Origin of the sequence: Pantoea vagans (assembly GCF_001506165.1) — a bacterium.
Taxonomy (GTDB): Bacteria; Pseudomonadota; Gammaproteobacteria; order Enterobacterales; family Enterobacteriaceae; genus Pantoea; species Pantoea vagans_C.
Genome location: NZ_CP011427.1, coordinates 623,812 through 646,341, shown reverse-complemented (window position 1 = coordinate 646,341; position 22,530 = coordinate 623,812). Strand labels below are relative to the sequence as shown.

The following is a 22,530-nucleotide window of genomic DNA, read 5'->3' as shown; positions in this document are numbered from 1 at the left end:
TGCTGCCCCTTAATTCATGCTTAACGCTTGACCCAGCCGAGCGTGCGCGCGGCAAGTGGGTTTCGCAGCCATGGCAGATGGTCCATTGCCACCAGCCCAAGATTTCTTCCCGCCACTAAGGGCGCATAACGGTTGGCAAACAGCCGCACCAGGCCATCGGTGACACCAATGGTCGCGGCCCGATCCGGTTGGCGACGCGCGGCAAAATGGTGCAGCACACCATAACTCCCAACGTCCTGCTGACGACGATGCGCACTTGCCAGCGTTTCCGCCAGAGACATCACATCACGCAGCCCCAGATTAAAGCCCTGGCCCGCGATAGGATGCAGCGTCTGTGCCGCATTGCCCACCAGCGCCAGACGGTGTGCCACCTGACGTTCGGCGGTTTGTAGTGCCAACGGATAGACTTCGCGCTGCCCGGTGTGGGTAAAACGCCCCAGCCGCCAGCCAAATGCCTGCTGGAGCGTGCGCAGAAAAGTAGCATCATCCCACTGTTTAATGTCTGCTTCCGCCTCAACCGGATGGCACCACACTAGCGACATACGATTGCCAGACATCGGCAGCAACGCCAGTGGGCCGTGCTGCGTAAAGCGCTCAAACGCACGCCCCTGATGCGGCAATTGCGTGGTGACATTGGCAATCACCGCCAGCTGCTGGTAATCGTCGCGCTGCCAGGTGATGCCGCAAGAGGCTGCCAGCGGCGAACGAGAACCGTCTGCCGCCACCAGTAACGCAGCTTCCAGCTGTTCGCCGCTGTTGAGCGTCACTTGCACCGACTCTGCACTGCGCGATACTGCGGTGACATAATCGGGGCAACGCACCGTCACGCCCGGCGCACTTTTCAGACGCTGAAACAGGCGCTGTCCCACATCGTATAACTCCACTACATGGCCGAGTGCCGGGAGCTGATAGTCATCCGCCTGCAACTGGACGAAGCCGGTGTGACCGCGATCGGAAACGTGAATATCGGTGATGGGCGTAGCGCAATCGGCGAGTGAACGCCACAGATCAATATCCGCCAACTGCTGGCAGGTGCCCGCTGCCAGCGCAATCGCGCGTCCATCAAAGCCGGGATGTGCACGGCTATCCGGCAGGCTGCGTTCGATCAGGGTGACGGGCAGCTGACCTTGCGTAAGGTGCGAAATCGCCAATGCGAGGGTGGCGCCGGTCATGCCGCCACCTGCAATTACAATGCTCATGCGTGACGTGCCGCCGCCATCAATGCTTCAATCGCATCGGCGTCTTTGACGACGCTGTCGGTGAGGTTTTCATTGCCGTCCGCTGTAATCACGATGTCATCTTCGATACGAATACCAATGCCGCGATATTGCGCAGGCACCTTAGCATCGGGCGCAATGTACAGACCCGGTTCAATCGTCAGCACCATGCCCGGCTCCAGAATACGGTCACGACTCGGCGTGCCGTAATGGCCAACATCATGTACATCCAGCCCCAACCAGTGGCTCAAACCGTGCATGAAGAAGGGACGATGTGCCTGCTCTTCAAACAAGGTATCGATGTTGCCTTCAAGAATGCCGAGATCAACCAGGCCGGTGATCATGATATGCACCACTTCGTCATTAACGTCGTGGATGCTAATGCCTGGACGGAACATTGACAGTGCTTTGTAGAGAGAGGCGAGCACGATGTCATAAATCTCGCGCTGTGGCTGGGTGAATTTGCCGTTCACCGGGAAGGTACGGGTGATATCACCGGCATAACCGTGAAACTCACAGCCGGCATCAATCAGCACCAGGTCACCATCCTGCATTTCACTTTCGTTCTCGGTGTAATGCAGGATGCAGCCGTTTTCACCCGAGCCGACGATGGTGTTGTAAGACGGGAAGCGCGCGCCGTGGCGATTGAATTCATGATGAATTTCGCCTTCCAGCTGATATTCGAACATACCGGGGCGGCAGGTTTGCATCGCGCGGGTATGTGCCAACGCGCTGATCTTGCCAGCGCGGCGCAGAATCTCGATCTCTTCTTCGCTTTTAAACAGGCGCATGTCGTGCACCCACGGACGCCAGTCGGTGACCGTGGCCGGTGCGCTCAGATTTTGACGGAATCCACGGCGCAGTTTTTCCAGCGCGCTGAACACCAGCTGATCAGATTCTGCATACTCACCCTGGGCGTGATAGACCACATCCAGACCATTCAGCAATTGATGCAGCTGTTCCCCGATGTCATCCCATGGCAAGGCGCGATCGACACCCAGCCTGGCGGGGGCGGCGTCTTGTCCAAGACGGCGACCAAACCAGATCTCTGCCGTCAGGTCACGCACACGGTTAAACAGCACGCTGTGATTATGCTTGTCGTCACTTTTGATCAACACCAAAAGCGCCTGCGGCTCATTGAAGCCCGTGAAATACCAGAAGTCGCTGTTTTGGCGGAAGTTATATTCGGTATCGTTGCTGCGCGTCACTTCAGGTGCAGCAAAAATCAAAGCGGCACTGCCAGGCGCCATACGGGCAATCAGCGCCTGACGACGTTGCTGGAAAGTTTCCAGTGTAATCATGTTTGCACTCCCTGTTGAAACGGGCACCTCCGCCCGCAATGACGCGCTTAGTGTAACGTAGGCTTTTTAACTTCAGGTGCGGTTGGCGTTTGCGCGCGCGCGAAGGTGTCATGGCACAACAACGCTGCCACGCGCACATACTCAATCACCTCTTCCAGTGACTGCTCCAGCTCTTCCTGATCTTCGTCTTCGTCATAACCGAGTTGCGCGATAGTGCGCAAATCGTCAATGGCTTCACCGGTCTCGCCGGTCACTTTTTCCAGCTTAGGCTGCGTCACCCCTAATCCCAGCAGGAAGTGATTCACCCAGCCCGCAAGTGCATCGGCACGGTCAAACACAGTGATGTCGTCATCTTCCGGCAGCATCAACTGGAACATAAATCCTTCGTCTTCCAGCGTACTTGCCAGGCTCTCATGCAGCGCCTGCAGAGGCTGAGACAGGCTTTGCGAAAACGCCATGCCTTCGTTGGTGAGGTCATGGACCAGGGTTTTCCAGCTGGTGTCCTGATTACCACCGCACAAAATGCCAGAGAGTAATCCGTGCATTTCGGCAGGTGTCATACCGACACCTTGCTGTGAGAGTGCCGCGGCAAGCGCGTTGTAACCAGGAGTTGCGTTCTGTAATGACATAAGCTTTGGTCGTCGTTGGCAGAATAAGTTCGTGTTATGCTACCACCAGGTGCCTCTGAGTTTCCAGAAAAGGGGTTGTAACTTATAACTCGGGTATATATAGTTGCGCACCTCCCAACCCATTGAACGGTAAGGGAGAGCGAACGAAGTAATCAGTTAGGATGGTGGCATGTCTGCACAACCGGTAGATATTCAGATTTTTGGTCGTTCATTGAGAGTGAATTGTCCGCCTGAACAGCAAGAAGCGCTGAATCTGGCAGCAGAGGATCTCAATCAACGGTTGCAAGATTTAAAAGTTCGCACTAGAGTCACCAATACAGAGCAGCTGGTGTTCATCGCCGCCTTAAACATCTGCCATGAATTGGCACAGGAAAAAGGCAAAACGCGCGACTATGCAGCAAACATGGAACAACGTATCCGCATGCTGCAGCAGACGATTGAACAAGCATTAGTTGAGCAAGGTCGCATAACTGATCGCCAGGGCCCTAAATTCGAATAACACTTCATGGTACTCGTGGTAGAGTGACGGTGAAGTCAATTTTCTCTGAGATGTTTGCAAGCGGGCCCGTCCCCTGAGCCGATATTTAATACCAACAGAATGTGACGATCCACAATTTGTGCGCATGCTCGGTCCGTCCGAGAAGCCTAATAATTGTGACGGCATGTTCACCTTGAACCATGGGTTCAAGGGTTACAGCCTGCGGCGGCATCTCGGAGATCCTCTCTTAGTTCCAACCTGTTAATTCCCGGTATGATATAGTGGCTGGCAACAGCCGACTCTGCCGGGGTTATCATGTCAGCACCCTCCCTTCTCGACCGTCAGGACATCCGTCAGCATGTGCGCCATCTGCGCCGCAATCTCACGTCTGAGCAACAGGAACACGCCGCCGATCTGCTGGCTGAGCACGCTATTAATTTCGCACCCATTGCCAACGCACAGCGCATCGCACTGTTCTTGTCTGTAGATGGCGAAATCAGCACTCGCCCACTGATTGCCAAACTCTGGCAGCAAAAAAAACAGGTTTACCTGCCAGTACTGCACCCCTTTGCGCCGGGCAATCTGTTGTTTCTGCGCTATACCCCAGATACGCCGCTCAATCCCAACAAATTACGCATTCCCGAGCCACCTCTGGATATCACCCAGATGGCCACACTTGACCAGTTAGATGTGATGCTGGTGCCGTTAGTGGCATTTGACCATCAGGGACAGCGTCTGGGGATGGGGGGCGGATTTTACGATCGCACGCTGCAAAACTGGCAGCAGCATGGTTTTTTACCGATGGGTATTGCCCACGATTGCCAGCGCGTGGAGGCATTGCCGATAGCTGCGTGGGATGTGCCGTTGCCCGCCATTTTGACACCGTCAAAATTGTGGCAGTGGGATAACGCGTAGCGGTTTGAGAGGGGCGCGCCAAGACGCGCCCGATAGCAGCAAATCAGTACAGCAGACGAGCGCGAATGGTGCCCGGAATGGCTTTCATCAGTTGCAGCGCTTTATCCGCCACATCTTCTTCCGCATCAATGTCGATAACCACATAGCCCATCAGCGGGGATGTTTGCAGATACTGGGCGGCAATGTTGATGCCCTGCTCAGCAAAGATCTGGTTAATCGCAGTCAACACACCTGGACGGTTTTCGTGGATGTGCAGTAAGCGGCTGGCGCTGGCGGCATGCATCGGCAGTGATACTTCCGGGAAGTTAACCGCAGACAGCGTAGAACCGTTGTCAGAGTACTTCGCCAGCTTGCCAGAAACTTCCAGACCGATATTTTCCTGCGCTTCCTGAGTAGAACCACCAATGTGTGGCGTCAGGATCACGTTGTCGAACTCACACAGCGGCGAGTTGAACGGATCGCTGTTGGTCGCTGGTTCAACCGGGAACACGTCGATCGCCGCGCCTGCCAGATGTTTGTTCGCCAGCGCATTACACAGCGCCGGGATATCAATCACGGTGCCGCGTGCGGCGTTGATCAGCAGTGAACCCGGCTTCATCAGCGCCAGCTCATCAGCACCGATCATATTTTGCGTGGTGTGGTTTTCTGGCACATGCAGGCTGACCACATCGCTCATATTCAGCAGGTCAGACAGATGACGCACCTGAGTCGCGTTACCCAGTGGCAGTTTAGTCTCGATATCGTAGAAGAAGACGTGCATGCCCAGGCTTTCTGCCAGCACGCCCAACTGCATACCGATATGACCGTAGCCAATGATACCCAGCTTCTTACCACGCGCTTCATAGGAGCCGTTGGCCACTTTATTCCAGATACCACGGTGCGCTTTGGCGTTGGCTTCAGGAATGCCGCGCAGCATCAGCAACATTTCACCAATCACCAGCTCAGCCACTGAACGGGTGTTAGAGAATGGCGCGTTGAATACCGGCACACCGCGTTTCGCTGCTGCACCCAGGTCAACCTGGTTGGTTCCGATACAGAAGCAACCTACAGCCACCAGCTTTTCAGCTGCCGCAAAAATCTCTTCGGTCAGTTGGGTACGGGAACGGATACCAATGAAGTGCGCATCGCGAATCGAGGACTTCAGCGACTCCGCATCCAGTGCCCCTTTATGGAATTCGATGTTGGTGTAACCTGCAGCGCGCAGATTATCCAGTGCACTCTGGTGAACGCCTTCCACCAGCAGGAACTTAATCTTGTCTTTTTCCAGTGATACCTTTGCCATTTCCCGACCCTATTCTGAATTCAATGAGGACTACCATAAGCTAGCCTTCTGCCAAAATATCAAAAATTTCGTGCGCAGCAATACAAACGATTGCCTCACCACCAGCATGCGCCCACGCTCAGGCAGCACAATGCCGTACAAAATCGTGACATGCGTGTTCCGTGAAGTACGAACCCGCGATTGATGAATCTTTTGTGACATAAGTCACCAAATTTCACCCTGGCGAGAAAAGATGTTTTGCGAATGGAAATAACCGGCGCGGGCTGCGCGCCGGACAGATCAATTAGTGATGGTTTTCACGCCATCTGCGGTGCCGATCAGCGCAACATCGGCCCCACGCGCGGCAAACAGGCCAACCGTCACCACGCCAGGCAGCGCATTGATGGTTTTTTCCAATGCAATCGGGTCAAGAATACGCAGATTATGCACGTCGAGAATAATGTTGCCGTTATCAGTGACCACGTTTTGGCGATACTCTGGCAAGCCACCCAGCTTCACCAGTTCACGTGCCACAAACGAACGCGCCATCGGGATCACTTCCACCGGTAACGGGAAATGACCCAGCACATCGACTTCTTTGGAGGCATCTGCGATGCAGACGAATTTCTTCGCCACCGCCGCCACGATTTTCTCGCGGGTCAGCGCGGCACCGCCGCCTTTGATCATCTGCATCTGTGGATTGATTTCATCAGCACCATCGACATAAACCGACAGCTCATCCACCTCATTGAGGTCAAAGATATGGATGCCTAACGCTTTGAGTTTTTCGGTCGAGGCTTCCGAGCTGGAAACCGCGCCTTCAATTTGATCCTTCATGGTGCCGAGCGCATCAATGAAATGCGCCGCAGTAGAACCGGTGCCAACGCCCACAATTGTGCCTGGCTCAACGTACTGCAACGCTGCCCAACCTACTGCTTTTTTCAGTTCATCCTGGGTCATGATATGTTTAAAACCTGTGCGACATCGAAGTGCGCGTAGTATAAAACAAGGCGTCGTAAAATTGCGCGGCTGTTGATGCATCGATTTAATCCTTTGGAAGCCAGCCCGCAAAAAACCACCGCAGCACAATATTACCGTTTTGTGGCATAGTACTTTCCATCCTGAACGAGAGAGAAAAAAATGAAACGCCCGGATTATCGAACGCTTCAGGCGCTGGATGCTGTGATTCGCGAGCGCGGCTTTGAGCGCGCCGCCCAAAAACTCTGCATCACGCAGTCCGCGGTGTCTCAGCGCATTAAACAGTTAGAGAATTTATTTGGTCAGCCGCTGCTGGTGCGCACCGTGCCGCCGCGTCCGACAGAACAAGGGCAGAAACTGCTGGCGTTATTGCATCAGGTTGAGCTGCTGGAAGAGGAGTGGCTGGGTGATGACAACAGCGGCGGCACGCCATTGTTGCTGTCACTAGCGGTCAACGCCGACAGTCTGGCCACCTGGCTGCTGCCCGCGCTGAAAGATGTGCTGGCTGATTCGCCAGTGCGCCTGAACTTGCAGGTAGAAGACGAAACCCGCACTCAGGAACGTCTGCGTCGCGGTGAAGTGGTGGGTGCAGTGAGTATCCAGCCACAGCCGCTGCCAAGCTGCCTGGTGGATCAGTTAGGTGCGCTGGATTATCTGTTCTGTGCTTCGCCCGACTTCGCCGCACGTTACTTCCCCAATGGTGTGACGCGTTCTGCTTTGCTGAAAGCCCCAGCGGTGGCGTTTGACCACCTTGATGATATGCATCAGGCGTTTTTACAGCAGAACTTTGACCTGTCGCCCGGCAGCGTGCCGTGCCACATTGTTAACTCGTCAGAAGCCTTTGTGCAGTTGGCGCGTCAGGGTTCGGTGTGCTGTATGATTCCGCACCTGCAGATTGAACGCGAACTGGCACAAGGGGATTTGGTGGATTTGACGCCAGGCCTGTATCAGCGCCGTATGCTTTACTGGCACCGCTTCGCGCCGGAGAGCCGATTGATGCGCAGCGTGACCGACGCATTGATCGCGCATGGTCATCGCGTGTTGCGTCAGGATGATGTGACGGCGTAAAAAAGGTCGCCATAAATGGCGACCTTACACCGATCGTGCGTGGTTTGCACCTTAATGCGCACCGGGTCACATCAAGGCGTATTCGGCTTGATCTCGAACACCACATCCACCTGGTCATCGAAGTGAATGCTCTGCTGTTCATAGGTTTGCTGCGCGGTGGTATCCGCTGGTGCCGCAGCGGCTTTGTACATGCGCGCCATTGGCATCGGCTGATAGTTGGCCACGTGGTAACGGATGCTGTACACCGAACCTAACTTGGCGTTAAAGCCTTCAGCTAAAGCATTTGCTTGCTGCGTTGCATTGGCAATTGCTGCTTTACGTGCCTGCTCTTTGTAGTTATCCGCATTCGCCACGCCCAACTCGACGGAACGGATTTCGTTCAGGCCGGACTTCAACGCACCATCCAGCAACTCATTCAGTTTATCCAACTGGCGCAGTGTCACCTGCACCTGACGCACCGCGCGATAGCCTTTCAGTACCGACTTACCCTCTTTGGTGTAATCATACTCCGGTTGCGTGCTCAGGTTTGCCGCATCAATATCTTTCTTCTCGATACCGTTCTTTTGCAGGAAATCGAAATATTGCGCCACGCGGTCATCCGCTTGCTTTTTCGCATCGGCCGCGTCTTTCGACGAAACATTCACCACGATTGAGAGCGTCGCGATATCTGGACGGGCGTCTACGCTGGCCTGTCCTGAAGTCACAACATGTGGGCCATTCGGGACTTCACCCGCCTGTACCATGGCGGACAGAGCGCCCGTGCTCATTAAGGCGGCCAGCGCCAGTGCTTTCAGTTTCACGAAAGTCCTCCTTGAGGGTTCAATTTGCAGGTCGCCACTATGGCTAAACCTAAAACACATTACTATGCGTGATGGTCTGAGTTTGAAATCACCAAAAAGTTCGGATTAAGGGATGTTTTAACGTATCCGCGATCGCAAAACGATGCTGACAGATTCGCTCAAAGCACGCCTTGATGTTTCTATTAAAGAAACAATTCTAGCCTCTGGGAGAGTTGTAAATGACAGAACAGCCACTTAGCCAAACCGCTGTGGGCGTCCGCGCAGGGCGCACACGTTTCCTGATGCTCGCCCTGGTGTTTATCAACATCATCATCAACTACATGGATCGCACCAATCTTTCGGTGGCAGCCACGCAAATGGCTGGCGAACTGCGTTTCACGCCGATGGAGATGGGATTGATCTTCTCCGCATTTGGCTGGATCTACGCCGCGCTGCAAATTCCCGGCGGCTTTCTGATTGACCGACTCGGTGCCCGTCTGGTGTATGGCGTGGGGCTGTTTGCCTGGTCGTTGATCACCGCTTTACACGCGTTGGCCAGCAGTTTTGGTGCGCTGTTTGGCCTGCGGCTGGGTGTTGGTGCCTTTGAAGCCCCGGTCATGCCCGCCAACAACCGGGTAATCTCCAGCTGGTTCCCCGAGCAGGAGCGCGCCAGCGCCATCGGCATTTATTCGTCTGCTCAGTTTGTCGGTCTCGCCTGTATGACCCCGCTGCTGTTTCATGTGCAGGATGCATGGGGCTGGCGTGGCCTGTTTTTAATCACCGGCATCGCCGGAATGATCTGGGCGCTGGTGTGGTATCTGTTGTATCGCGAACCGCATGAACACAAAGGCGTGTCTGAGGCCGAACTGAATTATCTAACCAGCAACGGTGCCCTGCTGAAAAACCATCAACAGCCCAAGGCCCGCTGGCGCGACCTGGCGCAGATGTTCCGCAGCCGCAAACTGGTGGGGATCTACATCGGCCAGTTCACCATCTCCGCCACCTTTTGGTTCTTCCTGACCTGGTTCCCCACTTACCTGGTGGAATATCGCCATATGGGCTTTATCAAAAGCGGCTATGTCGCCTCGGTGCCCTACTTCGCGGCATTCTGTGGCGTGTTGCTGGCGGGATTTGCCTCCGACCGCATGATCCGACGCGGCGTGTCAGCCAGCGTGGCACGCAAACTGCCGGTGATCCTCGGCCTGTTCCTGACGCTGTTTATCCTCGGCGCAAATTACACTGACGACGCCACGCTGATCATCCTGTTTATGTCGCTGGCATTCTTTGGCAACGGGCTGGCGACCATTACCTGGGTGTTTGTCACCGCACTGGCGCCACGTCATTTGATTGGCCTCGCCGGTGGCGTATTCAACTTTACCGGCGCGCTCTCCGCGATTGTGGTGCCCATCGCGATTGGTGCCTTAATCGATGGCGACAACTTCGCCCCGGCCCTCGGCTTTATCGCCGTACTGGCGGCGATTGGCATCTGCAGTTATCTGTTTATCGTTGGGAAAATTGAGCATGTCAGCGCGCGCTGAGCAAAATCTTCGCCAGCGCCTGCAACTGCTTCAAGCGCTGCTGCAGGTGAGCGTCATCGGCCTGCCAGATTTTGGCAAAGGCGATGGCAGCACGGTTGTTGTTGATCGGCTGCGCCATACTCACTTCCCCGTCATCGCGATGCCAGATCAAATAACTTTCTTCACGTTTGCGCGTCAGCAGCGGCGCAATCTGCGCCCACTGTTCATCGCTAAAACGCGGGCGAAGTGCCTCATCACTCTCAGCGGCCAGCAGCGACACACCAATCACCGACTGCCAGGCGGGCAGCATGCGGAATCCTGCCAGTGCCTGGCTGGCATTGGTGCGCTCACCCGGCTCGGAGTGCCAGATGTAGATCACCTGATCCTCCCACAGCACGCCCAAGGCCACCACGATATCGCGCGGCGCGTGGACTTCCAGTTGTGGCAGTGCCTGGGCAAACAGCGAAGAACCCCGGATAGACTGCGCCGCCAGCGCATGAATACCCGGACCGGGCAAGTAGCGCCGATGCTCATCCTGTATCGTCAGGCCTATCGACGCCATGGTCATCAGCAAACGGTTAACGCGTGTGCTGTTCATTCCCATTTGTCGCGCCAGTTCACGGCAGCCCACCGCTTTATCGCTGGAAACCAGATACTGCAGGCAGCGAATCCCATCAATCAGGCTTTGGTTGGGTTGAGAAGACATAGTTCACCCTGTGGCGCTCAAAACACCAATCTTAGCTCCAGCATGACAGGAAGCAAATGATGCAGAATTTCTCCTCGCAAAATGCGCGCCACTTCCCACAACAGCAGCTTCAGGCCGATTTACTGGTGGCGGGCGGCGGTCTGGCGGGCGTGTGTGCGGCACTGGCGGCGGCACGTGACGGGCTTCAGGTGGTACTGATTCAGGATCGTCCCGTGCTGGGCGGGAATGCCTCCAGCGAAGTGCGGTTGTGGGCCAACGGTGCCACCTCGCATATGGGCAACAACAATCGCTGGGCGCGTGAAGGCGGCATCATGGGCGAAATCATGGAGGAGAACCTGTGGCGCAACAAGGAGGGCAATCCGGTGCTGTTCGATATGGTGTTGCTGGATATCGTGCAGGCTCAGCCCGGCTTAACGCTGCTGCTGAACACCGTGGTGAGCGATGCGGAGAAATCCGGCCGACGACTCAACGCGGTGCAGGCTTTCAACGCCATCAACCAGATGCGCTATCACGTGCGGGCGAGTCAGTTTATCGATGCCAGCGGCGATGGGGTGCTGGGTTATCTGGCCGGTGCGGCGCACCGCATAGGTGCTGAAACCGTGGAGGAGTTTGGCGAGAAGATGGCGCCAGGCGAGCATTTCGGTCACAAACTCGGCCACTCGATTTACTTCTACACCAAACGCACCACGCAGCCGGTGCGCTTCGTGCCGCCCTCTTTCGCCCTGAAAGAGATCACTGCCATTCCCCGCTACAAACGTTTGACCTCCGATCTTAACGGCTGCGATCTGTGGTGGCTGGAATGGGGTGGACGGCTGGATACGGTGCACGAAAGTGAAACCATCAAATGGGAGCTGTGGAAAATCGTTTGGGGGGTGTGGGATTACATCAAAAACTCCGGTGAATTCCCGGATGCGGATACGCTGACTATTGAGTGGGTTGGCCTGATCCCCGGCAAGCGCGAGAGCCGCCGCTTCCTCGGCGATACTTTGCTGTGCCAGCAGGACATCATCGAACAGCGCGATCACTATGATGCGGTGGCGTACGGTGGCTGGTCGATTGACCTGCATCCGGCCGATGGCGTCTACAGTGAGCACGACGGCTGCCGCCAGTTTCATAGCAAAGGCACTTACACCATTCCGTTTCGCGCGCTTTACAGCCAGTCACTGGATAACCTGCTGCTGACCGGCCGTTTGATCTCTGCCACCCATGTCGCCTTTGGCAGCGCACGGGTGATGTGCACCTGCGGCGTATTGGGCGAAGTGGTGGGACGTGCCGCCGCCATCTGCCACCAGCAACAGCTCACGCCAGCACAACTTGCGCAGCCGGAACGTGTGCCGCAGCTGCAACAGCAATTGCTGCGCCAGGGTGCATTTATCCCGCGACAGGTGTTAGAGAATCCGGTTAATGACGCGCGCATTGACGTCAGCAGCACGCTGCAACTGAGCGCCCTGCCCGCCGATGCCGGTTGGCACGCCTTACAGTCTCGCTGCGCCCTGCTGCTGCCGTTAAAAGCGGGCGAGCGTCTGCCAGCCCTGTCGCTGCGTTTGCGTGCGGCACAGGCGCAGAGATTGCAGATTTCGTTGCTCACCAGCGACAACCCGGCAAATACCTGCGGCGACCGTCTGCTCGCCAGTCAAACTCTTACTGTGAATGAACAGGGCAACTATCGCCTGAGTTTTGATTATCGGGCTGATGTCGATCGCTACCTGTTTATCGCCTTTGAGGAGAATCCCGCGATTGAAGTGGCCCTGACGCGTCAACGCCTGCCGGGGGTGATGATGGTGTTTAATAGCCTCAACCCGCGCGTCGCCAAACGCACCCGCCAGATTAACGATGGCGATTACGGCGTGGATGAGTTTGATTTTTGGCTGCCGCGCCGAGCACCGCATCAGATCCTGTTGGCCTTCGCGCTGGAAACGCCGCTGAAACTCTGGCATCGCGACTATCTGCTCAACGGCAAACTGCGTCCTGAGCAGCACACCAACTGCTGGGTTCCGGCACTGGATGATGTGCAGCCGAACGTCACCTGGCGTTGGGATGAACGGCAACAAGCGCAGCAAATCACGCTAATGTTCGATAACGATTTCGATCATGCGATGGAGACGGTGCAGATGGGCCATGCGCAGGCGGTAACGCCGCACTGCACCACGCATTATCGGCTCTGGCTGGATGAGATGTTGTTAGATGAAGTAACGGATAACCATCACTCGCTTTGCCATCACCCGGTGCCGCCAGGCGTGAGTTTTCGGCAAATACGCTTAGAACTGATTGCCAGTGCGGGCGCGGTGCCCGCACTGTACGGCCTGCATCTGCATCAGAAAGCAGCGATGCCCTGACGCGCCAGTTGGATAGCGATAAACCACATCACGCCGCCCACCAGCAGGTTGATGATGCGCTGTGCACGCACCGTGCGCAGCCGTGGCGACAGCCATGCGGCCAGCAGTGCCAGACCAAAGAACCAGATAATCGAGGCGCTGACCGTGCCCAAAGCAAACCACTGCCGTGCTTCGGTTGAAGGCAACTGACTACCGAGGCTACCCAGCACCACAAAGGTATCGAGATAGACATGTGGGTTGAGCCAGGTCACCGCCAGCATGGTAGCAATAATCCGCCAGCGCCCCTGCTTCATCGCCGCATCAGTCCCCAGGGTGACATCGCCCAGCCAGGCACTACGTAGAGCGCCCCAACCGTACCACAGCAGGAAGGCCACGCCAGCCCAGGTGATCAGCATCAGCAGAATCGGCGACTGACTCAGTAACGCGCTGCCGCCGAAGATGCCGCCGCAGATCAGCGCGATATCGCTGAGGGTACACAATCCTGCCGTCATTAAGTGGTAATGGCGTTTAATGCCCTGATTCATCACGAACGCGTTTTGCGGACCCAATGGCAGAATGAGTGCCGCCCCGAGGGCAAGCCCTTGTAAGTAAACAGATAACACAGCGATAGTCCTGAATAACGAGATAATGCGATGCAGTATAGTGACGCGAGGTTATTAGAGGAAATTGAAAGATTTAATTGGGCATTAGATAAACTAATAAGGTCGCCATAAATGGCGACCTTACAAGGTTTAAGCCTGCTGCTCGCTTTTCACCTGATGCAGATGCACATCCATCTGCGGGTACGGAATACCGATGCCGTTAGCATCCAGCGTGCGCTTGAAGTTCTTCATCAGATCCCAGTATACGTTCTGCAGGTCACTGCTTTTGCTCCAGCAACGCACGACAAAGTTAAGCGATGATGCGGCCAGTTCGTTCAGACCGATCTGGATCCCCATATCTTTCAACACGCGCTCGTCGGCTTCCACCACTTCCTGGAACAGCGCAATCACCTTATCGACGTCCGCATCGTAGGCCACGCCAATGATGAACTCATTACGACGAATCGGTTCGCGGGAATAGTTGATGATATTACCGGCAATGATTTTACCGTTTGGCACCACAACGATTTTGCCGTCAGCGCTTTTCATGGTGGTGGAGAAAATCTGCACGTTCTGGACTGTACCCATCACGCCGCCGAGATCGACAAACTCACCGGTTTTGAACGGACGGAAGGTCACCAACAGCACGCCTGCCGCAAGATTCGACAGCGAACCTTGCAGTGCCAGACCCACGGCCAAACCGGCGGCACCCAACACGGCAATAACCGATGCGGTTTGCACCCCGACGCGCCCCAAGGCGGCAATTAAGGTGAAGGCGATGATGCCATAACGCACCAGTGCAGAGAGAAAGTCAGCGACGGTGGCATCAATATGCCGCGCCTGCAGAACACGATTCACCGCGTTAGAGATAAGGCGCGCGATGAACATACCGATGATGATGGTGATGATCGCGGCAACGATATTCACCGCGTAGCTCAGAATCAGCGCCTGATTACGTACCAGCCAGCCGCCGGCACTGTTGATGCCGTCAACGACATTTAAGTCTTCCATTTGTTAGCCCTGTTGTTGAGTTTCCCGCAGGAAAATGCAAAAACGGCCAGAATTAATCCGGCACTCCCGTGTACAAGGGTAAACAAAAATGTGACGAAGCGCCAAAGATGGCCTGAATTTACTCACTATTCTGAATGAAACGCATAAAAAAAGGCCCTTTCGGGCCTTTTTTGTACTGTAAGGAAAAATTACAGCACGTCGACAGCGTTAAGCTCTTTGAAAGCCTGCTCCAGACGCACAACCATTGAAGCCTGTGCAGAACGCAGCCATACGCGTGGGTCGTAGTATTTCTTGTTCGGGCTATCTACGCCATTTGGGTTACCCAACTGGCCTTGCAGATAGTCTTCGTTCTTTTTGTAGTACTGCAGAATACCGTCCCATGTTGCCCACTGGGTATCGGTATCGATGTTCATCTTGATGACGCCGTAACCAATAGACTCTTCGATTTCTGCCGCAGAAGAACCAGAACCACCGTGGAACACGAAGTCCAGCGCGTTGTGCGGCAGGTTGTGTTTCTTGGTCACATATTCCTGAGAATCACGCAGGATGGTCGGGGTCAGTTTCACGTTGCCTGGCTTGTACACGCCGTGAACGTTACCGAAAGAAGCCGCGATGGTGAAACGTGGGCTGATTTTGCTCAGCTCAGTGTACGCGTAATCAACGTCTTCTGGCTGGGTGTAAAGCGCAGAAGCGTCCATGTGGCTGTTGTCCACGCCATCTTCTTCGCCACCGGTGCAACCCAGTTCGATTTCCAGGGTCATGTCGATTTTCGCCATGCGCGCCAGGTACTTAGAAGAGATCTCGATGTTCTCTTCCAGTGACTCTTCAGACAGGTCAATCATGTGAGAAGAGAACAGTGGCTTACCGGTTTTCTTGAAGTGCTCTTCACCGGCATCCAGCAGACCGTCGATCCACGGCAGCAGTTTCTTGGCGCAGTGGTCGGTGTGCAGAATCACTGGTACGCCGTACTGTTCAGCCATCAGATGCACATGGTGCGCACCGGCGATAGCGCCGAAGATTGCCGCGCCCTGTGGCTTGTCGGTTTTGAAACCTTTACCGGCGATGAAGGCAGCACCACCATTGGAGAACTGAACGATGACCGGCGCTTTAACTTTGGCCGCAGCTTCCAGTACCGCGTTGATGGAGTCCGTGCCGACGCAGTTAACTGCAGGCAGAGCGAATTTGTTTTCTTTCGCTACTTGGAAAACTTTCTGAACGTCATCACCAGTGACAACGCCGGGTTTTACGAAATCAAAAATTTTAGACATGGTTGTGTCCTGTTTCGTTACCGTTCATCCCACAAAGGGACGTCGATTTTTTGCCCAGGATGGGCAAGCCTTCAGACGGCGCCGAAGCGCCGCCCCCAAAAATTACTGCTTAGCGCGCTCTTCCAGCATCGCTACTGCTGGCAGTTTTTTGCCTTCCACGAACTCGAGGAATGCGCCACCGCCGGTAGAGATGTAGGAGATCTTGTCTTCGATACCGAACAGATCAATCGCTGCCAGAGTATCGCCGCCACCCGCTACAGAGAACGCTTCGCTGTCTGCAATCGCGTTAGCGATGATTTCGGTGCCTTTACGGAAGTTCGGGAATTCGAACACGCCAACTGGACCGTTCCACAGGATGGTTTTTGCATCTTTCAGCAGTTTTGCCATCGCCAGTGCGGTTTCGTCACCGAAGTCCATAATCTCTTCGTTATCTGCCACTTCGGAAGCCTTTTTCACGGTTGCCGGTGCAGTTTCAGAGAATTCCGTTCCAACGCGAGAGTCGGTTGGAACCGGAATGCCGTACTGATCGCGCAGGCCTTTTGCCGCTTCAACGAAGTCTGGCTCGTACAGTGATTTACCGACGTTGTTGTCGATAGCCACGAAGGTGTTAGCGATACCGCCACCGACGATCACGGTATCCGCGATTTTCACCAGAGACTGCAGCACGTCGAACTTGGTAGACACTTTAGAACCACCCACCACCGCCACCAGTGGGCGCTGTGGGTTGCTCATGACTTTGCCCAGTGCTTCCAGCTCAGCTGACAGCAGCGGACCGGCACACGCGATAGGCGCGAACTTGCCGACACCGTGGGTAGAAGCCTGCGCGCGGTGAGCGGTGCCGAAGGCATCCATGACGAAGACGTCGCACAAGGCGGCATATTTCTTCGACAGGGTCTCTTCGTCTTTCTTCTCGCCTTTGTTGAAGCGCACGTTTTCCAGCACCACCAGCTCACCCGCGCCGACTTCAACGCCGTCGAGGTAGTCTTTGGCCAGGGTCACAGTCGTGCCGCTCAGTTTGTCTTTCAGGTAGTTAACAACAGGCAGGAGGGAGAACTCTTCATTGTATTCACCTTCGGTCGGACGACCCAGGTGAGAGGTAACCATCACTTTCGCGCCCTGTTTCAACGCCGCTTCGATGGTAGGCAGAGAAGCACGAATACGTGCATCTGACGTCACTTTCCCTTCTTTTACTGGCACGTTGAGATCGGCACGGATCAGAACACGTTTACCAGCAAGATCCAGATCGGTCATCTTAATTACAGACATGGTGAACCCTCTCGTTGATTCTCATAAGTTTTGCCAGACGCAGTCCGCGTCTTACCTGAAACCGCTTGCGGCCATTGCTAACGTGGTGTCGATCATGCGGTTAGCAAAGCCCCATTCGTTGTCACACCAGACCAAGGTCTTGATCAGGTGGTGACCACTGACCCGCGTTTGTGTGCCGTCCACAATGGCACTGTGCGGATCATGGTTAAAATCTACTGAGACTAACGGTAATTCCGTATAGTCAACTATACCACGAAACGCCCCTTCTGACGCGTTTTGCAGCAACGCATTGACCTCACAGGCCTTCACCGCTTCACGTACCGAAACGCTCAAATCAATGGCTGTCACGTTGATGGTGGGCACACGGACAGCGATGGCTTCAAAACGATCGTTAAATTTCGGAAAAATACGGGTGATGCCAGCAGCAAGACGCGTATCCACCGGGATGATCGATTGGCTGGCCGCACGCGTACGACGCAGATCGCTGTGATAGGCGTCAATCACCTGTTGGTCGTGCATCGCCGAGTGAATCGTGGTCACAGTGCCCGACTCAATGCCGAAGGCGTCATCCAGCAACTTGATCACCGGAATAATGCAGTTGGTGGTACAGGATGCGTTGGAGACAATGCGGTCAGTTTGTTTAAGAGCCTGTTCGTTCACGCCGAACACCACGGTGGCATCCAGATCGTTACCGCCCGGATGCGAGAACAACACTTTCTTCGCGCCTGCTTGCAGATGGGCTTCACCGTCTGCGCGGCTGCCGTAGACGCCGGTGCAATCCAGCACGATATCGACGTTCAATTCCTGCCACGGCAGCGCATCAATCTCGGCCAGATGCAGAATGCGGATGGTGTCATCGCCGACGAACAGTTGATCGCGCTCCTGGCGCACATCAAAGGCAAAACGGCCATGGCTGGTATCGTACTTCAGCAAATGCGCCATGCCGGTGGCTTCCGCCAGTTCGTTGATGGCCACCACGGTAATCTCCGCGCGGCGACCGGTTTCATACAACGCACGCAGCACATTGCGTCCGATACGGCCAAAACCATTAATTGCGATGCGAATGGTCATCTCACTTCCTGCAACAACACCCAAAAAAACGTGCCAAATACCTTGAGCGTTTCGCTGCGTTTTGTACAGGGAATTATTGCCCGCTTAACGTTGCAAAATGATGCCACTGCATTACGACTGAAACGGTTCAGCCAGAATAAAGCATGCAAGGAATAACAGGAATGATTGCGATCAATTGCGCTGCTGATTATTGGATCTACGTCACAAATTTCGCGATAAAAAATTATTACTGCAGGAATAATTGAAGCGTTTCAGGTGGGAGATGGAAAGTCGGATAAAACAAAGGTGCGCATAAATGCGCACCTTACGGCTATCGGAATCTGTAGGGTCGCCATTTATGGCGACCACGGATTACAGAATCGATTTCGCGGTCTTCACTACGTTTTCTACGGTGAAGCCGAACTCTTTGAACAGCAACTCTGCCGGAGCAGACTCACCGAAGGTGGTCATGCCCACGATAGCGCCGTTCAGGCCGGTGTATTTGAACCAGTAATCGGCGATACCGGCTTCAATAGCCACACGCGCTGCAACCGCTTTCGGCAGCACAGACTCACGGTAAGCCGCGTCTTGCTTGTCGAAGGCATCGGTAGACGGCATAGACACCACGCGCACTTTACGGCCTTCGCCGGTCAGTTGCTCGTAAGCGGCGACAGCCAGTTCCACTTCTGAACCGGTGGCGATCAGGATCAGCTCTGGCGTACCTTCGCTGTCTTTCAGCACATAACCACCGCGTGCCACGTTAGCCAGCTGCTCAGCAGTACGATCCTGCTGCGCCAGGTTCTGACGTGAGAACACCAGGACTGATGGGCCGTCTACGCGCTCAATTGCGTACTTCCACGCCACAGCAGATTCGACCTGGTCACATGGACGCCACAGGCTCATGTTTGGCGTCACGCGCAGGCTGGCCATCTGCTCAACCGGCTGGTGCGTTGGGCCATCTTCGCCCAGACCGATTGAGTCGTGGGTGTAGACCATGATCTGACGGATCTTCATCAGTGCAGCCATACGAGCGGCGTTACGCGCGTATTCAACAAACATCAGGAAGGTTGCGGTGTACGGCAGGAAACCACCGTGCAGCGCCAGGCCGTTGGCGATAGCGGTCATACCGAATTCGCGCACGCCGTAATGGATATAGTTACCGGCAGCATCTTCGTTGATCGGCTTAGAGCCAGACCACATGGTCAGGTTGCTGGGTGCCAGGTCAGCGGATCCACCCAGGTACTCTGGCAGGATCTTACCGAAGGCTTCGATAGCATTCTGAGAGGCTTTACGGCTGGCGATTTTAGCGGGGTTAGCCTGCAGCTGTTCGATGAACTTCTGCGACTCAGTTTCCCAGTTTGCTGGCAACTCGTTGTTAGTACGACGGGTGAACTCAGCAGCCAGTTCAGGATGTGCAGCGGCATACGCGGCAAATTTCTTATCCCATGCAGATTCTTTTGCCTGGCCAGCTTCTTTTGCATCCCACTGCGCATAGATGTCTGAAGGAATTTCAAACGGCGCGTGGTTCCAACCCAGTTGCTTACGGGTCAGTGCGATTTCGTCATCACCCAGCGGTGCGCCGTGTGAATCGTGGGTGCCTGCTTTGTTCGGCGAACCGAAACCGATGATGGTTTTGCACATCAGCAGTGAAGGTTTATCGGTAACCGCTTTCGCTTCTTCTACCGCTTTCTTAATCGCTTCAGCATCGTGACCGTCTACGCCACGCACCACGTGCCAGCCGTAGGATTCGAAACGCATCGCGGTGTCGTCGGTGAACCAGCCATCAACGTGACCGTCGATAGAGATGCCGTTGTCATCATAGAAAGCAACCAGTTTGCCCAGCTTCAGGGTACCGGCGATGGAGCACACTTCGTGTGAGATGCCTTCCATCATGCAGCCGTCGCCCATGAACACATAGGTGTTGTGGTCGACGATGTCATGGCCAGGACGGTTGAACTGTGCCGCCAGCGTGCGCTCTGCAATCGCGAAGCCCACAGCGTTAGCGATACCCTGGCCCAGTGGACCGGTGGTGGTTTCAACGCCGGCGGTGTAGCCGTATTCCGGGTGGCCTGGAGTTTTAGAGTGCAGCTGACGGAAGTTCTGCAGTTCGCTCATCGGCAGGTCGTAACCGGTGAGGTGCAGCAGGCTATAGATCAGCATTGAGCCGTGACCGTTAGACAGCACGAAGCGGTCACGATCTGCCCACAGCGGGTTAGTCGGATTGTGGTTCAGGAAATCACGCCACAGCACTTCAGCGATGTCCGCCATGCCCATAGGGGCACCCGGATGTCCCGATTTGGCTTTCTGTACTGCATCCATACTTAACGCGCGAATGGCGTTGGCAAGCTCTTTACGAGAGGGCATCTTCTACTCCAGGTCGGATTAATGCTCCGCCGCGCTTAACGTATTGTAATTAATCAGTTATCAGGCGAAGCGAGAAAAAAGTCGCACATCAATGTACATGAATATCGGGGCAAAAGTACATGCGTCGACGTGCTAAATAGCGGGTAAACGGTTGCAATTCGGGGCTTGTCTGCTAGCCAGTGAACAAGATGCAGGCTATAACCAAAGCGTTTGAACACCGATCTCAATTTCAGGTGTTTGTTTTCTCTACCTTGTTACGCAAAGGACCTCTAAATGAAAATCCGCGCCACCATACTTGCTGTGGGAATCGCTTCGCTGCTGAGCGGCTGCGAAGGGATGGACAATAACGCGCTGCTGCAATCGGGCGCGCAGGCCTATCAGGCTTATACCCTGAATGATTCACAGGTGAAGCAGTTGAGCGACCAGTCCTGTGCCCAGATGGACAAAGATAATCAGGTTGCCCCGGCTAACAGCGAATACCAGCAGCGCCTGAACAAAATCGCCGCCGCGCTGGGCGATAACATCAACGGTGTTCCGGCCAACTACAAAGTCTATCTGACCAAAGATGTGAACGCGTGGGCGATGGCGAACGGCTGCATCCGCGTCTACAGCGGCTTGATGGATATGATGACGGATAATGAAGTGGAGGGCGTGCTCGGCCATGAAATGGGCCACGTGGCGCTAGGCCATACACGCAAGGCGATGCAGGTCGCCTACGCCACCACGGCTGCGCGCACCGCCGCGGCATCGGTGGGTGGTGTGATTGGCCAGCTTTCGCAGTCACAGCTTGGAGACCTGAGTGAGAAATTGGTTAACGCGCAATTCTCGCAGACACAGGAATCGCAGGCCGATGACTACTCTTACGATCTGATGAAGAAACGCGGCATCAATCCGTTGGGCTTAGCCACCAGTTTCGAGAAGCTGGCGAAAATGCAGCAGGGCCAAACCAGCTCGATGTTTGATTCACACCCTGATTCCGCCGCACGCGCGCAGCACATCCGCGATCGCATTGCGGCCGACGGGAAATAGCGGTTTAGATGTTGCAGGGGCGGCTTTTCAGGTCGCCCCGATCCCTTACCGCTTAAACAACCCATCCACCATCGAACCCAAATCCATCTGGCTGTTATTCACACTCTGCTCATCCAACTGCCCTTGTGGCGACATCTTATCAATCAACTGTGGTAACAGCGCCGCCAACGTACCCGACGCGCCATTCACATCGGTGCCCAACTTATCGGCTAGCGACTGCAACTCATTCTGGCCAAAGGCATTTTGAATCTCACCGCCACCAATCGGCTGATTGCCGCCGGTCCCAATCCATGAACTCAGCACTTCACCCAACCCGCCCTGTTGAAACTTCTGCAGCAGCACTTCAACCCCGCCCTGCTCCTGCACCCAGGTCCAGATAGCCGCCAGTTGACCCAACTGATTGCCCTGCCCGTTACCGTTGCTGTTCCCCAGCGAACCGACTAATTCATCCAGAAAGCCCATGGTGACCTCCGAAGATTATGTAACTGTTTCCCCTGCGAAATAGCTGACTGTAACGTAGGGGCATGCCTTGGCGCGCCCATGCAGAACCGGAGCGCATGCGATTTTCACTTACCGCCCCAAAGTATAGCCATACACCGCCGATAACGATTTGACACTATTCAATTGTCGAAGTGTTGATGTACAGAACGTGATAATGGTTGGAACAAAGCAGTCCGGGCCATGTCATATTTAGCATGGTCTACAATGACCTTTTTATAGCTAGCAGGCGACATCAGAGAGAGTCACAGGAGCATCACATACTATGCTGACCATTC

General features: G+C 55.0%; 20 protein-coding genes and 1 other RNA gene. 7 read left to right on the top strand and 14 right to left on the bottom strand.

Features of this window, described 5'->3' with window-relative positions:
- Positions 1-20 precede the first annotated feature (20 nt).
- From ubiH to LK04_RS02950, 3 genes are read right to left on the bottom strand one after another with little or no spacing between them, the layout of a single operon-like run.
- On the bottom strand, positions 21-1,199 hold the full coding sequence (gene ubiH, locus LK04_RS02960; protein WP_039331860.1) for a 2-octaprenyl-6-methoxyphenyl hydroxylase: 1,179 nt from the start codon (positions 1,197-1,199) through the stop codon (positions 21-23).
- On the bottom strand, positions 1,196-2,518 hold the full coding sequence (pepP, locus tag LK04_RS02955; protein ID WP_081998092.1) for a Xaa-Pro aminopeptidase: 1,323 nt from the start codon (positions 2,516-2,518) through the stop codon (positions 1,196-1,198). Before pepP ends, ubiH begins: the two co-directional genes overlap by 4 nt.
- Positions 2,519-2,565: 47 nt before the next feature.
- A complete protein-coding gene (locus tag LK04_RS02950; RefSeq protein ID WP_039331862.1) occupies positions 2,566-3,147 on the bottom strand; it encodes a YecA family protein in 582 nt (193 codons plus the stop codon).
- Between the two features lie 169 nt (positions 3,148-3,316).
- Here LK04_RS02950 and zapA point away from each other — a divergent pair, with 169 nt between their 5' ends.
- The 3 genes from zapA (at position 3,317) to LK04_RS02935 (ending at position 4,540) form a co-directional block, all read left to right on the top strand.
- A complete protein-coding gene (gene zapA, locus LK04_RS02945; protein ID WP_039331864.1) occupies positions 3,317-3,646 on the top strand; it encodes a cell division protein ZapA in 330 nt (109 codons plus the stop codon).
- A 39-nt stretch (positions 3,647-3,685) separates the two neighbouring features.
- Positions 3,686-3,869: non-coding RNA, 6S RNA (gene ssrS, locus LK04_RS02940), on the top strand.
- 71 nt (positions 3,870-3,940) lie between these two features.
- Entirely contained in the window at positions 3,941-4,540 is a 600-nt protein-coding gene (locus LK04_RS02935; RefSeq protein ID WP_039331866.1) for a 5-formyltetrahydrofolate cyclo-ligase, read from the top strand.
- A gap of 43 nt (positions 4,541-4,583) precedes the next feature.
- Here LK04_RS02935 and serA read toward each other — a convergent pair whose 3' ends face one another.
- Positions 4,584-5,822, bottom strand: coding sequence for a phosphoglycerate dehydrogenase (serA, locus tag LK04_RS02930; RefSeq protein WP_039331868.1), 1,239 nt, complete (start codon positions 5,820-5,822; stop codon positions 4,584-4,586).
- A 279-nt stretch (positions 5,823-6,101) separates the two neighbouring features.
- Positions 6,102-6,761: a ribose-5-phosphate isomerase RpiA gene (gene rpiA / locus LK04_RS02925; protein ID WP_039331870.1), complete on the bottom strand. Its 660-nt coding sequence runs from the start codon at positions 6,759-6,761 to the stop codon at positions 6,102-6,104.
- A 180-nt stretch (positions 6,762-6,941) separates the two neighbouring features.
- On the opposite strand from rpiA, the gene LK04_RS02920 reads away from it, so the two are divergent.
- Complete coding sequence (locus LK04_RS02920) at positions 6,942-7,847, top strand: LysR family transcriptional regulator ArgP (protein WP_039331873.1); 906 nt, start codon at positions 6,942-6,944, stop codon at positions 7,845-7,847.
- Between the two features lie 71 nt (positions 7,848-7,918).
- Here the strand turns inward: LK04_RS02920 and LK04_RS02915 are convergent, their stop codons facing one another.
- Complete coding sequence (locus LK04_RS02915; RefSeq protein WP_039331875.1) at positions 7,919-8,647, bottom strand: oxidative stress defense protein; 729 nt, start codon at positions 8,645-8,647, stop codon at positions 7,919-7,921.
- A gap of 218 nt (positions 8,648-8,865) precedes the next feature.
- Here LK04_RS02915 and LK04_RS02910 point away from each other — a divergent pair, with 218 nt between their 5' ends.
- A complete protein-coding gene (locus LK04_RS02910) occupies positions 8,866-10,164 on the top strand; it encodes an MFS transporter (RefSeq protein WP_052206049.1) in 1,299 nt (432 codons plus the stop codon).
- Here LK04_RS02910 and LK04_RS02905 read toward each other — a convergent pair.
- Positions 10,151-10,849, bottom strand: a complete 699-nt coding sequence (locus LK04_RS02905; RefSeq protein WP_039331877.1) for an IclR family transcriptional regulator domain-containing protein — start codon at positions 10,847-10,849, stop codon at positions 10,151-10,153. The two genes, LK04_RS02910 and LK04_RS02905, sit on opposite strands and share 14 nt — an antisense overlap.
- Before the next feature lie 59 nt (positions 10,850-10,908).
- Here LK04_RS02905 and LK04_RS02900 point away from each other — a divergent pair, with 59 nt between their 5' ends.
- The gene (locus LK04_RS02900; protein WP_039331880.1) at positions 10,909-13,185 is read left to right on the top strand and encodes an FAD-dependent oxidoreductase; all 2,277 of its coding nucleotides are present in this window, start codon (positions 10,909-10,911) and stop codon (positions 13,183-13,185) included.
- On the opposite strand, the gene argO is transcribed toward LK04_RS02900, so the two are convergent.
- The 6 genes from argO to tkt form a co-directional block, all read right to left on the bottom strand.
- Positions 13,164-13,787, bottom strand: a complete 624-nt coding sequence (gene argO / locus LK04_RS02895; protein ID WP_039331882.1) for an arginine exporter ArgO — start codon at positions 13,785-13,787, stop codon at positions 13,164-13,166. The genes LK04_RS02900 and argO overlap by 22 nt on opposite strands.
- Positions 13,788-13,916: 129 nt before the next feature.
- Entirely contained in the window at positions 13,917-14,777 is an 861-nt protein-coding gene (gene mscS, locus LK04_RS02890; protein WP_039331884.1) for a small-conductance mechanosensitive channel MscS, read from the bottom strand.
- A gap of 188 nt (positions 14,778-14,965) precedes the next feature.
- Complete coding sequence (fbaA, locus tag LK04_RS02885) at positions 14,966-16,045, bottom strand: class II fructose-bisphosphate aldolase (protein WP_034823221.1); 1,080 nt, start codon at positions 16,043-16,045, stop codon at positions 14,966-14,968.
- A gap of 102 nt (positions 16,046-16,147) precedes the next feature.
- Positions 16,148-17,311, bottom strand: a complete 1,164-nt coding sequence (gene pgk / locus LK04_RS02880) for a phosphoglycerate kinase (protein WP_039331886.1) — start codon at positions 17,309-17,311, stop codon at positions 16,148-16,150.
- 51 nt (positions 17,312-17,362) lie between these two features.
- Positions 17,363-18,382 (bottom strand): erythrose-4-phosphate dehydrogenase, encoded by a 1,020-nt coding sequence (epd, locus tag LK04_RS02875; RefSeq protein ID WP_039331888.1) that lies wholly within the window; start codon positions 18,380-18,382, stop codon positions 17,363-17,365.
- 351 nt (positions 18,383-18,733) lie between these two features.
- Positions 18,734-20,725 carry a transketolase gene (gene tkt / locus LK04_RS02870; RefSeq protein ID WP_039331891.1) on the bottom strand — a complete coding sequence of 664 codons (1,992 nt, stop codon included), beginning with the start codon at positions 20,723-20,725 and terminating at the stop codon, positions 18,734-18,736.
- A 273-nt stretch (positions 20,726-20,998) separates the two neighbouring features.
- On the opposite strand from tkt, the gene LK04_RS02865 reads away from it, so the two are divergent.
- The gene (locus LK04_RS02865) at positions 20,999-21,754 is read left to right on the top strand and encodes a M48 family metallopeptidase (protein ID WP_039331892.1); all 756 of its coding nucleotides are present in this window, start codon (positions 20,999-21,001) and stop codon (positions 21,752-21,754) included.
- Between the two features lie 45 nt (positions 21,755-21,799).
- Here the strand turns inward: LK04_RS02865 and LK04_RS02860 are convergent, their stop codons facing one another.
- A complete protein-coding gene (locus LK04_RS02860; RefSeq protein WP_039331895.1) occupies positions 21,800-22,216 on the bottom strand; it encodes a YidB family protein in 417 nt (138 codons plus the stop codon).
- Positions 22,217-22,530: the final 314 nt, after the last annotated feature.